Source organism: Streptomyces sichuanensis, assembly GCF_020328095.1.
Taxonomy (GTDB): Bacteria; Actinomycetota; Actinomycetes; order Streptomycetales; family Streptomycetaceae; genus Streptomyces; species Streptomyces cinnamoneus.
In genome coordinates, this window is the sequence record NZ_JAIXMK010000098.1 from 18,151 (window position 1) to 30,065 (window position 11,915).

Annotated in this window: 10 protein-coding genes; 2 read left to right on the forward strand and 8 right to left on the reverse strand. The window is 72.8% G+C overall.

Annotated elements, in window-relative coordinates:
* Nucleotides 1-167 precede the first annotated feature (167 nt).
* Nucleotides 168-2,699 carry a pullulanase-type alpha-1,6-glucosidase gene (gene pulA, locus LE181_RS24265; RefSeq protein ID WP_372458482.1) on the forward strand — a complete coding sequence of 844 codons (2,532 nt, stop codon included), beginning with the start codon at nucleotides 168-170 and terminating at the stop codon, nucleotides 2,697-2,699.
* Nucleotides 2,700-2,734: 35 nt separating this feature from the next.
* On the opposite strand, the gene LE181_RS24270 is transcribed toward pulA, so the two are convergent.
* The 8 genes from LE181_RS24270 to glnA form a co-directional block, all read right to left on the reverse strand.
* Entirely contained in the window at nucleotides 2,735-4,681 is a 1,947-nt protein-coding gene (locus LE181_RS24270; protein WP_225663611.1) for a hypothetical protein, read from the reverse strand.
* Nucleotides 4,682-4,780: 99 nt separating this feature from the next.
* On the reverse strand, nucleotides 4,781-5,596 hold the full coding sequence (locus tag LE181_RS24275) for a tyrosine-protein phosphatase (RefSeq protein WP_225663612.1): 816 nt from the start codon (nucleotides 5,594-5,596) through the stop codon (nucleotides 4,781-4,783).
* Nucleotides 5,597-5,644: 48 nt separating this feature from the next.
* Nucleotides 5,645-6,274 (reverse strand): rhomboid-like protein, encoded by a 630-nt coding sequence (locus LE181_RS24280; RefSeq protein WP_225663613.1) that lies wholly within the window; start codon nucleotides 6,272-6,274, stop codon nucleotides 5,645-5,647.
* A 64-nt stretch (nucleotides 6,275-6,338) separates the two neighbouring features.
* Nucleotides 6,339-6,791 carry a cupin domain-containing protein gene (locus LE181_RS24285; protein ID WP_225663614.1) on the reverse strand — a complete coding sequence of 151 codons (453 nt, stop codon included), beginning with the start codon at nucleotides 6,789-6,791 and terminating at the stop codon, nucleotides 6,339-6,341.
* Nucleotides 6,792-6,836: 45 nt separating this feature from the next.
* A complete protein-coding gene (locus LE181_RS24290) occupies nucleotides 6,837-7,415 on the reverse strand; it encodes a winged helix-turn-helix domain-containing protein (RefSeq protein ID WP_225663615.1) in 579 nt (192 codons plus the stop codon).
* A gap of 381 nt (nucleotides 7,416-7,796) precedes the next feature.
* On the reverse strand, nucleotides 7,797-8,429 hold the full coding sequence (locus LE181_RS24295; protein WP_225663616.1) for a DUF6891 domain-containing protein: 633 nt from the start codon (nucleotides 8,427-8,429) through the stop codon (nucleotides 7,797-7,799).
* A 76-nt stretch (nucleotides 8,430-8,505) separates the two neighbouring features.
* On the reverse strand, nucleotides 8,506-9,450 hold the full coding sequence (gene sph / locus LE181_RS24300; RefSeq protein ID WP_225663619.1) for a sphingomyelin phosphodiesterase: 945 nt from the start codon (nucleotides 9,448-9,450) through the stop codon (nucleotides 8,506-8,508).
* A gap of 266 nt (nucleotides 9,451-9,716) precedes the next feature.
* Nucleotides 9,717-11,126: a type I glutamate--ammonia ligase gene (gene glnA / locus LE181_RS24305; RefSeq protein WP_225663617.1), complete on the reverse strand. Its 1,410-nt coding sequence runs from the start codon at nucleotides 11,124-11,126 to the stop codon at nucleotides 9,717-9,719.
* Nucleotides 11,127-11,370: 244 nt separating this feature from the next.
* Here glnA and LE181_RS24310 point away from each other — a divergent pair, with 244 nt between their 5' ends.
* Entirely contained in the window at nucleotides 11,371-11,838 is a 468-nt protein-coding gene (locus LE181_RS24310; RefSeq protein WP_225663618.1) for an RDD family protein, read from the forward strand.
* The last annotated feature ends 77 nt before the right edge of the window (nucleotides 11,839-11,915 follow it).

An 11,915-nucleotide genomic window follows, 5' to 3' on the forward strand; every position in this document is an offset into this window, starting at 1 on the left:
CTGCACATGCAGCCCGTCCGGTGATCGAGGACACCGCGCGCAGCGCGGTCCGGGGTCTGGGGCGCAGCCCCAGGAAACGGTGAAAGGGCGGGACCGGGGCACCCATCGCGTTCTGACCTCAGCTGAAGGAGATCCGCATGAAACGCCTAGCCGCCCTCGCGGCAGCGATAGGGCTGACACTGCCCGCGACCGGCACCGCCAGTGCCACCCCCACCCCCGCCCCCACCGACGCCACGGTCCAGTGGCTCGACAAACACACCGTCGCCTGGCCCAAAACCCTCGGCAACCCCACCCACCCCCACCGCCTGATCCACGAAGGCGGAGCCTTCGACCTCACCCCCGCCCCCGGTGGCCTGGCGAAGTACCCCCGCCTCGCCCCCACCCACGACGCCTTCCGCGTCCAGGCCGGCGACAACGACGAGCGCACCGCGCTCAGAGGCAAGGTCCTGGCACAGGCCGGCACGGTCACCACCGGCGTCCAGATACCCGGCGTCCTCGACGACCTCTACGCCCCCGCCGCCACCAAGGCCCCCCTCGGCCCCACCTTCCGGGGCGGCCGCCCCACCCTCTCCGTCTGGGCCCCCACCGCCAAGAACGTCGCCCTGGAACTCGACGGCCGCACCGTCCCCATGCGCCGCGACGACGCCAGCGGCGTCTGGAGCGCGACCGGCAGCCGCGACTGGGCCGGCAAGCCCTACCGCTACGCCGTCACCGTCCACGCCCCGGCCGCCGGCAAGGTCGTCACCAACCACGTCACCGACCCCTACTCCACCGCCCTCACCGCCGACTCCGCCCGCAGCCTGGTCACCGACCTCGCCGACCCGGCCCTGGCCCCCGCCGGCTGGCAGCGGATGCGCAAGCCGAAGGCCGTGCCCTTCCGCGACGCCCGCATCCAGGAACTGCACGTCCGCGACTTCTCGCCGCAGGGCGGCTACCTCGCCTTCACCGACCCCGCCGCGCCCGGCCTGCGCCACCTCGCCCAACTCGCCGACGCCGGCACCTCGTACGTCCACCTCCTGCCCGTCTTCGACTTCGCCACCACCCCCGAACGCCGGGCCGATCAGGCCACCCCGCCCTGCGACCTCGCCGCACTCCCGGCCGACTCCGACCAGCAGCAGGCGTGCGTGGCGAAGACCGCCGCCCGCGACGCCTACAACTGGGGCTACGACCCGCTGCACTACACCGTCCCCGAGGGCTCCTACGCCTCCGACCCCGACGGCACCCGCCGCACCGTGGAATTCCGGCGCATGGTGCAGGGCCTGGCCGGCGCCGGGCTGCGGACCGTCATGGACGTCGTCTACAACCACACCGCCGCCTCCGGCCAGGACGAGAAGTCCGTCCTCGACCGCATCGTGCCCGGCTACTACCACCGCCTGCTCGACGACGGCACCGTCGCCACGTCCACCTGCTGCGCCAACACGGCACCCGAACACGCCATGATGGGCAAGCTCGTCGTCGACTCGGTCGTCACCTGGGCGAAGCAGTACAAGATCGACGGATTCCGCTTCGACCTCATGGGCCACCACCCCAAGGCCAACATCCTCGCCGTCCGCAAGGCCCTCGACGCCCTGACCCCCGCCAAGGACGGCGTCGACGGAAAGTCGGTCGTCCTCTACGGCGAGGGCTGGAACTTCGGCGAGGTCGCGAACGACGCCCGCTTCGTCCAGGCCACCCAGAAGAACATGGCCGGCACCGGCATCGCCACCTTCTCCGACCGCTCCCGCGACGCGATCCGCGGCGGCGGCCCCTTCGACGCCGACCCCCGCGTCCAGGGCTTCGCCTCCGGCCTGTTCACCGACCCCAACGGCGCTCCCGCCAACGGAACCCCCGCCGAGCAACGGGCCAGGCTCCTGCACGCCCAGGACCTCATCAAGGTCGGCCTGACCGGCAACCTCGCCGACTACCGCTTCACCGACTCCACCGGCCGCGGCGTCCGCGGCGCCGACGTCGACTACAACGGCTCGCCCGCCGGCTACGCCGCCGCCCCCGGCGACGCCCTGTCCTACGCCGACGCCCACGACAACGAGACCCTCTACGACGCCCTCGCCTACAAGCTCCCCCGGGCCACCGCCCCCGCCGACCGGGCCCGCGCCCAGGTCGTCGCGCTGGCCGCCGCCACCCTCTCCCAGGGCCCGGCCCTCTCCCAGGCCGGCACGGACCTGTTGCGCTCCAAGTCCCTGGACCGCAACTCCTACGACAGCGGCGACTGGTTCAACGCCCTCCACTGGAACTGCGCCGACGGAAACGGCTTCGGCCGCGGTCTGCCCCCGGCCCGCGACAACGCGGACAAGTGGCCCTACGCCCGCCCCCTCCTCGCCGACCCGGCGCTGCGCCCCGGCTGCGGCCCCATCACCTCGGCCTCGGCCGCCTACCGGGACCTGCTGCGCATCCGCACGACGGAGAGGGCGTTCAGCCTGCCGACCACCGACGCCGTCCAGCGGAACCTGTCCTTCCCGCTCTCCGGCACGGACGAGACCCCGGGCGTCGTCACCATGCGCCTCGACAACCTCGTCATCGTCCTCAACGCCACCCCACAACAGCAGACCCAGCACATCCCCGCCCTCGCGGGCACCGGCTACGTCCTGCACCCGGTCCAGGCGCGGGGCGCCGACGCGACCGTCACGACGGCCTCCTACCGGGCGGATTCCGGCACCTTCGCCGTGCCGGCCCGCACGGTCGCCGTCTTCCGCCGGGGCTGAGACCGCGCCCCGGCCCCAGTGCCGCCGTCCCTCACTCAGTGCAGGGGCGTGATCCGCGTGCCGTCCGGGAGCCGGGCGCTCAGCTCCGTGCGGGCGCCCGGCTTCGCCGGGAGGGCCAGCAGCGGGCCGGGGGCGCTGCCGGTGACCCCACCGCTCGCGGTGACGGCGGTCACCTCGCCGCCGCCCGCCGCGAGGGCGTACCAGTTGCCCTTGGCCGACTTCCACAGGGCGCCCGCCAGGACGTGCGGCTCGCGGGCCCCGCAGGCGGGGGAGTCCTCGGCGCGGGCGACGACCGCGCCCGGTGCGCCCGTCCGCGTGCCGGGCGCCTGGAACTGGGCCAGTACCCGGCTGCCCGTACCCCGCCACGTCTCCGCGCGGGTGCAGAACCACTCCGCGCTCCCGGCACCCCCGGGCAGCACCTGCGTCGCGAACTGCCAGGAGTTGACGGACCGCACGCCCTGGCCCCGGACGGACGCCAGGTGGCAGGCGGTGTGGGCCCAGCCGGCGCGGTCCTTCGGGCCGCTCACGTCGTGCGGGGCGGTGGGGGAGCCGGCGGTGAGCCGGGCCGGGAGCAGCTCGCCGAGGTCGGAGACGAGGTGGTCACCGAACTGCAGCGCCTTCCACCCGTGGCAGTCGCTCGACGCGGCCGGGCTGGGCACCGAGTCCGTCAGGCCGTCGGCGTCGCGGTGCAACGGTTCGGCGCTGCCCGCGGGCTGCAGCAGGTCGCGCACCGCCGCGTCGTTCACCCACGGGGCGGTCAGGAAACGGACGTTGCCGTCGGTACGGCTGACGACGAGGGCCGTGGCGGTGCCGGTGTCCGCCGCGTCCGCCCGCGCGAAGTCCAGGGCTGCGGACCGGGTGTCGCCGCTGCGGGCCTCGGCGTAGCGCACCACGCGCAGCCCGTCGTGGAGCAGCACGACCACCGCCGAGTCCACCTCGCCCGCGTACAGCAGCTGCGGCGGCCCGGCCGCGGGCCCGGGGGCGGTGCCCGGCGTCGCCGTGACCTGCACCGAACGTCCGGGGCGGGCCCAGACGGCGAGCGCGCGGCGCAGCAGCTCCCGGTCGCCGGTGCGGTTGCCGCGGGCGGGCCAGGCGGCGAAGCCGGGGCGGTCGGCGCGCTTCCACGCGGTCGGGGAGGCGGTGGTCAGCCGGGCGGGGTCCAGGGCCTGCTCGGCCGCGGCGTTCTGTGCGTAGGGCGGGGCGGCCGCCCCGTCGGGACCCCAGCCCTCGCCCGGCAGCCCGAGCAGCGTCCCGCACACCACGGCCGCGGCGGCGGCCGCGAGGGCCGCACGGGTGTGCTGGCGGCGGCGCATCAGGTCGGTGGGCCGCGCCTGGAGCGAACAGGGGTCGAACTCCACCGACTCCAGCAGCGAGCCGTCCCGGCTGCCGGCCGGGACGTGCACCCGGTCCGCTTCGTCGAGCGCCGCGTCCGGGTCGCCCACCCCGGCCGAGGACAGCAGCTGCCGCACGTCGTGATCGGTGGGGAGCTCCAGCTCCCGCAGGACGTACGCGGCCCGGCCCGGCCCCGACAGCGCGGCGAGGGCCTGGTCCAGGACCAGCTCGTCGGCCCCGCCCGAGCGCGGGAAGAGGCGCAGCCCCCACACCTGCGGCAGGGACGGCGGCAGCTGGCCCGGCCGGGGCGGCCGCCACCGGCCGCGCGGCCGGCCCGCCCGCAGCGCGGCCCGCAGCACCCGCTGCCGCACATAGGCGTAGCCCGGGTCGCCGGGGAAGCCGCCCGGGCCGCGGGGCGGGGGAACGACGGCCTCCTTCGCGCCGCCGCGGGTGCGGGGCAGCGCCCGCTGGACGAGGGCGTGCGCGGTCAGGACGCGGCGGTGGCGGCCCAGCGCGGGCGGCAGCACGAGGTACCCCAGCCGGACGAGGCGTGGGTAGTGCTCGATGAGCGCGGCCTCGGCCTGCTCGACGTCGACGGGGGCCGGAAGGGCCTGGGTGAGGGGCCGGGGGGCCGTAGCGTGCTGCTCCACGTCCGTAGAACGAGTGAATGATGGGATGGTCACTTCACCCGTCTGGGCGTCTGTTCGGGCCCAGCCCGGGTGTGCGCCGGTGACCCCTGCCGGACCGGGCTAGGCGATGCAGCGGGCGCGGATGCGGTCGACGGCCGTGTCGGGGATGCCGAGCCCGTCGCGCACGTAGGACTCGACGTCGCCGTGGACCCGGTGCATCTCCTCCAGTGCCGCCGCCAGATAGGCCGGGCGGACGCCCAGGATCGCGTCGGCGATGTCCGGGTTGCCGCCGACGGCCGTGAAGCGTTCGACGTGCGGGGCGAAGGCCGCGCGCACGGCCGGGACGACGGCGAGGTACTCGCGTTCGGCGGCCGACGGGTCCGCGCCGAGCAGCAGCAGGATGACGGTGGCCGCCCAGCCGGTGCGGTCCTTGCCCGCGGTGCAGTGGAAGAGCAGCGGCCCGCAGTCCGGCTCGGCGAGCGTGGTCAGCAGCAGGCGGTAGGCGTCGCAGGCGGACGCGGAGGTGACGAACGCCCGGTAGGTGTCGCACATGAGCTTCTCGGCCTTGCCGTCGCCCAGGTGCTCCTCGGCGGCCGCAGGGTTGCCGAGGACCGTCTCCAGGCGGGCGGGGGCCGCCTCCTCCGGAGAGCCCTGCCGGGAGGCCATGGCGGCCATGCCGGCCATGACGTCCGCGATGATCAGCCGGGCACCGTCCGGCAGCCGGTCGGGGCGCTCGCGGCGTTCGTGCTCGGTGCGCAGGTCCACCACCGTGTGGATGCCGAGGGCGCCGACGGCGGGATCGGCCTGCGGGTCGAGGCGGTCCAGCTGGCCGGAGCGCAGCAGCAGGCCGGGGCGGACGGCGGAGTTGCCGACGAGCGGGATGCCGCCGAGGTCACGGAAGTTGATGATCGTCGAGACATCCACCTGCTGCGGCATGGGCCGGTCTCCCTTGGTGCCTTGCTCTGCTTATCGCATTTTCTCCTTTTATTGTGAAGAACGGTGGGCGAGTCCGCGACGCCGCCCCCTGGCCAGAGCCGGGCCCAGCCCCATGCCCAGCAGCAGCGCCAGCAGGTGCCCGGCGTCCGTGAACGTCGCATGGCCGCGGCCGCGCAGGTAGGGCCGTACGGCGAGGGCGAGCAGGCCGGCGGCGACACCGGTGCGCACGCGCCCGCGCGGCAGGGCCGTGGCGAGCGCACCGGCCACCGCGTTGAAGCCGTAGCTCGCGCCCACGTCTATCGCGGAGCGCGTGCGCGCCCCCGCCCGGAGGGCGCGCAGCCCCCCGTACACCACCAAGGACGCGCCCACGTGCCCGTACAGGAACGCGGCCGCCGCCCACCACGCTCCGTAGGCGTACTCCGTATAGCCCAGCACGGCCAGGAGCAGCAGCGCGTACGGCAGCTCCAGCGGCGCCTCGACCATCAGCGCGCTGCTGGCGAGGGTGTCCCAGCGGCCGGCGCGCAGATTGTCGACGTTGGTGGAGCAGTCGCGCAGCACGCGCTCGCGCATCGCCGGCGTGAGCATGCGCTGCAGGGCGTACGCGCCGAGTTGCACGCCCCCGACGTAGAGCGGGGCGAGGCGGGGCAGACGGTCTGCACGGTCGGCGAGGGAGGTCATCGGGCCATGATCGTGTGCATCCCGCCTCCGGCTCAACCCAGTTGACGGGTGCTTCGGCCCGGGACTACGCGGATGGCTCCCCGGCCAGCGTGAAGTCCTCGTAGTGGAAGCCGGGCGCCACGACGCAGGTCACCAACGTGGGCTCGGTGCCCGCCGGTTCCGCCGACTGCCACACCCCGCCGGGGACCAGCAGCTGCGGCCGCTGCCCCCCTTCGACGTCCGCGCCCAGCACGGCCTCGGTGGCACCCGCCTCGTCGGGGGCCGGGCCGGAGCCGCCCAGCCGCAGCCGCAGCGGGCCCCCGCGGTGCCAGAGCCACAGCTCGTCGGAGCGGACGAGGTGCCAGCGGGAGCGCTCACCGGGGTGGAGCAGGAAGTAGATGCCGGTCGCGTACGGGCGCGGCCCGCCGTAGCCCTCGGGCACGGTCGTGCCGGACGTCTGCCAGGTCTCGCGGAACCAGCCGCCCTCGACGTGCGGCTGGAGGCCGAGGAGCGTGACGAGCTCGGAGGTGTCGGTCATGGCCCCACCTTCCCACCCGGCCTTCCCGGCCGCCCGGGGACGGGATCAGAAACCGGCCGGGGGCGCGTACTTGTAGCCGACGCGGCGCACGGTCACGATCGACGAGCGGTACTCGGCGCCCATCTTGCGGCGGAGCCGGGCGACGTGGACGTCGACGGTGCGGCCGTCGCCGACGTGCCCGTAGCCCCAGACGGTCGTCACCAGCTGATCGCGGGTGTGGACCCGGTGCGGGTGGGCGACGAGGTGCGCCAGCAGCTCGAATTCGAGGTAGGTCAGATCCAGCAGCCGGCCCGCGACGTGCGCGGTCCGCTCCGCGGGGTCGATGCGCACCAGGCCGTCGCCCTCGTGGAGCGGAGGCTCGGGCGCGGGCGGCTGCTCGGCCGGTACGAGCACCAGGTACCCGATCATGGGCGGCTGGCCGGGCAGCGTGGGCAGGGCGTGCTGCGGTGCGGGCATCCAGGTGGCACCCGGGTGCAGCAGGTCGGCGACGGGCGGCACCTCGTCCGGTGCCACGGCGCGCAGCCGGTGGCGGTGGGCGGGGGCGGGATGACCGGCCTGGGCGGGCAGGACGGGGGCCGTCGCGGTGGTGGACGCGGGGGCGGGCAGCGTGCGGAGGTTCGACATGGAGCTCAGCTCTTTCGCGCGGTACGTCGAGAGGACGTGCAGGCGCGGGCCGCTTTGCCGGAACCGGGGCCGGCGGCTGACTTCGACGTGGGCGTCAGCGAGAGGAGAGGGCCTGCGCGAAGGACGCGCGACAACACACTCGGTCGAAGTCGTGGTGCTGGCGAGAAGGCCAGAAGGGCTCAAGGTCGTTGCGACCCGTCGCGGTGTTCTGGTGGCTGGCCATGCCCCCTATTGAAGCACGACCGGGGGCGGGGCAGCAGACCTCTTTGCGCGGTTCATACGGACGTTTGACCTGTAACGTCCTTGATCGTCGCTGCGATGTGCGTCACGTCGGGTTCCGTGGGCGGTCACGGCCGGTCACGACCGCCCTGCGGAGCCGCTTCAGCCGGCCAGGGGCGAGAGCCGCTTGCGCCAGTCCACCGGATCGATGCTGATCGCCCGGGCGGGATTGCCGTCCCAGGTGCCGGTCAGGCCGGCCGCCGCGAGCGCGGCCACCACCGCGCGCCCGACGGCCACGGCGCCGCTGCCGTCCGCGTCCGCCCCGTGGACGCCGTACCGCAGCCACAGGCCGTGGCCCGCGGCGGCCGCGTCGGCGTCCTGGGTGTGGAAGAAGACATAGCCGTGATCGCCCTCGGCGGCCTCGCCCCCGATCTCGGCCGTGCCGCAGGACATGCAGCAGGTGAAGCCCGCCCGCGCCGTGATCCCGGCACCGTCCAGCGCGGCGAAGGCCGATTCCAGCCGGTCGACGTCGGTCACCTCGGGCCACGTCTCCTGCTCGGCGAGGCGCTGGCGCCAGAGCCGGCCGACGATCTCCCGCGCGGCCGCCGGGGAGACGGGGGTGGCGCCGTCGGCGTAGAAGTAGTCGGAGACGAGCTCCGCCACCTGCCCCGGGGCGTCGAGGCCGCGCCGGACCAGCTCCGCGGCGTACGCCTCGGCCTCACCGAGCAGCTGCGGATCCAGGGCGGCGCTCTCGGCGGCGTGGTCGGTGGCGCGATCGGCGGTGGTGGGCAGCACGGATTCCCCCTCGTTCCCCGGCCCGCGCACGACCGGCGGGCCCGATGAGGAACATCGTGGCACCCCCCACTGACAGTCAGCCGGTTCCGGCGATCAACGGGTAGTGGTCGGAGAGGTTGGTGTAGGTGTACCGCTTGCCCCAGCTGGAGACCGTCCACGGCGCGGACTGCTCCTTGACCACCGTGTTCGTCCAGCCGGCGGGCCGGGCGTGGCCGTTGCGGTGGAGGACGTGGTCGAGGTCCTCGCGGGCGTCCGTCGGGTAGCGGTAGGCCGCGATCGAGTTCTCCTTCGTGTCGAAGGAGTACGGATGCCCGGTGCGGGTGTCCGCGGGCGCCAGGTCGCCGTCGGCGAGCATCGAACGGTACTCCGCGCTGCGCGAGTCCACGTTCAGGTCTCCGGCGAGCATGACCTGCTCGTTCGCCGGGATGTTCTTCGCGTCGAGGAAGGCGTCGATCTGCCGGAGCTGCCGGGAACGGTCCGCCGCGGCCTCACCGGCCTTGCACCCGCTGTCCGTCGACTGCAGGTGCGTCCCCACGACGTGCACCTTGCTGCCGCCCACGTTCAGCACCACGTACGCGAAGCCCTTGTTGGACCACCAGTCGGCGCCGCACGCGTCGTTGAAGACGACCTGCTCCTTGCGCAGCATCGGCCATTTGCTGAGCACGGTGACGCCGCCGTCCTCCGGCGTGGTGGTGGAGTAATTGCCGCCCGTGGCGTCCCAGCCGTCCTTGGTCCGTCCCACGACGGGCGTCTGATGCGGATAACGGTCGGCAGCAAGGGACTTGAGATGATCGGTCGCCGCATTGTCGAAGACTTCCTGCAGCACCACGACGTCGTTTCCCTGAAAGAAATCGGCGGCCGCTATCTCCTTGGCCCGGTGCTCCTGCCCCCAATTCGGATACAGACTCCCGCTCATGAGGAACGCGTTGTAACTCAGCACCTTCACCGGCGGAGCGGCGGCAGGTGCGGCAGCAGCGGGCGGCGCGGCCACGGCAACGAGCGCGGTGGCCGCAACGGCCATGAGCGGGGCGGAACGAGCACTCTTCAGGAACGGCACTGCGTCTCCCTCGGTAGGGCGGTAACCTGCGGTAACCCTATGCGCACGGAAGCTAAAGGGAACCCCACACATCCCACCAGTCGCCGTTAGGTCCACATGGCCACCACATGACGCGAAGAAAACTCCGCCCCAACTCTTCGCCCAGCACAGCACTGAGCCCCGTCACCGCCCGATGGCAGGTGACGGGGCTCAGTCGCACAGGGCCCTTTCCGGGCGCCCGGCCGCAGGATTTAGATGTCGAAGTACATCTCGAACTCGTGCGGGTGCGGGCGGAGCTGGATCGGGGCGATCTCGTTGGTGCGCTTGTAGTCGATCCAGGTCTCGATCAGGTCGGAGGTGAAGACACCGCCGGCCTGGAGGTACTCGTTGTCCTGTTCCAGGGCGTCGAGGACGGCCGGGAGGGAGGTCGGGACCTGGGGGACGTTCGCGTGCTCGTCGGGGGAGAGCTCGTAGAGGTCCTTGTCGATCGGCTCGGCCGGCTCGATCTTGTTCTTGACGCCGTCCAGACCGGCCAGCAGCAGGGCCGAGAAGGCCAGGTACGGGTTGGAGGACGGGTCCGGGGCGCGGAACTCGACGCGCTTGGCCTTCGGGTTCGAGCCCGTGATCGGGATGCGCATCGCGGCGGAGCGGTTGCGCTGCGAGTAGACCATGTTGACCGGGGCCTCGAAGCCGGGGACCAGGCGGTGGTAGGAGTTCACCGTCGGGTTGGTGAAGGCCAGCAGCGACGGGGCGTGCTTGAGGATGCCGCCGATGTAGTAGCGGGCGGTGTCCGAGAGGCCCGCGTAGCCCTGCTCGTCGTAGAAGAGCGGCTCGCCGTTGCTCCACAGCGACTGGTGGACGTGCATGCCCGAGCCGTTGTCACCGAAGATCGGCTTCGGCATGAAGGTCGCGGTCTTGCCGTTGCGCCACGCGACGTTCTTCACGATGTACTTGAAGAGCATCAGGTCGTCGGCCGCGGCGAGCAGCGTGTTGAACTTGTAGTTGATCTCGGCCTGGCCGGCGGTGCCGACCTCGTGGTGCTGGCGCTCGACCTGCAGGCCGGCCTTGTCCAGCTCCAGGGAGATCTCGGCGCGCAGGTCGGCGAAGTGGTCGACCGGCGGGGCCGGGAAGTAGCCGCCCTTGTAGCGGACCTTGTAACCGCGGTTGTTCTCGACCGCACCGGTGTTCCAGGCGCCGGCCTCGGAGTCGATGTGGTAGAAGGACTGGTTCGCGCTGGTCTCGAAGCGGACGCTGTCGAAGACGTAGAACTCGGCCTCGGGGCCGAAGAACGCGGTGTCCGCGATGCCGGTGGAGGCGAGGTACGCCTCCGCCTTCTTGGCGATGTTGCGCGGGTCGCGGCTGTACTGCTCACCCGTGATCGGGTCGTGGATGAAGAAGTTGATGTTCAGCGTCTTGTCGCGCCGGAACGGGTCCATGCGGGCCGTGGAGAGGTCGGCACGCAGCGCCATGTCCGACTCGTGAATGGCCTGGAAGCCGCGGATCGACGAGCCGTCGAACGCCAGTTCCTCGTTGGGGTCGAAGGCCGCGGCCGGGATCGTGAAGTGCTGCATCACGCCAGGCAGGTCGCAGAATCGGACGTCGACGAACTTGACGTCCTCATCCTTGATGAACTTCTTGGCCTCGTCGGCGTTCTGGAACATCCAACTCCTCCTAGCCCGGCCGCACGCGGTCGGGGATTGCTTCGGTGGCGCGGTCCGTATCGCAATGGCGCGCTGCGGCAGACCCTAGAGAGACGGGATTTCCCAAGCATGACCCATTTGTTTCGCCGAGGTTAACCGCCGCGCTGTCGACGTCACCTGCCTCTCGTGCGGGCGCCCCGTGACTGCGGCGCCTTTCCCCCACCCGGCCCCCGGAGAACGTATGCGGTCGCAGTACCGTGGACGGGTGGACAACAGGCAAGCAATCGGATCATGGCTTTCCGGTCCCCGCGCGGCCGCGGAGGACATGGGCATCGAATTCGGCCACCGCGGCGAGCGCCTCGGGCTGCCGGAGAGCGGGCCGGGGGCCGTCGCCCCCATCGGCCGGCGCATCGGGGCCCTCGTCGTCGACTGGGCGCTCTGCATGCTCATCGCCTACGGCTTCCTCGCCGCCGGCGACCCCCAGCGAGCCGGGAACTGGGCCCTGCTGATCTTCCTGCTGCTCAGCCTGCTCACCGTCGGCACCATCGGCTGCACCCCCGGCAAGCGGCTGCTGGGCCTGCGCGTCATCGGCGAGGACGGCGCCCGGCTGTCCCTGCCGCGCGTCCTGCTGCGCAGCGTGCTCCTCCTCCTCGTCGTCCCCGCCGTCGTCTGGGACCGCGACACCCGCGGCCTGCACGACCGGCTCGCCCGCGCCGTCCAGGTGCGCATCTAGGACCGCTGCCGTACACACCGCGACACACCACGCGCAACAAAGCGAAACAAAGCGAAACAAACGGGGCGGGGGGGGGG

Excerpts from the sequence above, each read along its gene's own strand:
- LE181_RS24275 (WP_225663612.1), bottom strand. The coding sequence starts at position 5,596 with ATGCCGCAGCAGGTGGATGTCTCGACGATCATCAACTTCCGTGACCTC.
- LE181_RS24280 (WP_225663613.1), bottom strand. The coding sequence starts at position 6,274 with ATGACCTCCCTCGCCGACCGTGCAGACCGTCTGCCCCGCCTCGCCCCG.
- LE181_RS24285 (WP_225663614.1), bottom strand. The coding sequence starts at position 6,791 with ATGACCGACACCTCCGAGCTCGTCACGCTCCTCGGCCTCCAGCCGCAC.
- LE181_RS24290 (WP_225663615.1), bottom strand. The coding sequence starts at position 7,415 with ATGTCGAACCTCCGCACGCTGCCCGCCCCCGCGTCCACCACCGCGACG.
- sph (WP_225663619.1), bottom strand. The coding sequence starts at position 9,450 with ATGGCCGTTGCGGCCACCGCGCTCGTTGCCGTGGCCGCGCCGCCCGCT.
- glnA (WP_225663617.1), bottom strand. The coding sequence starts at position 11,126 with ATGTTCCAGAACGCCGACGAGGCCAAGAAGTTCATCAAGGATGAGGAC.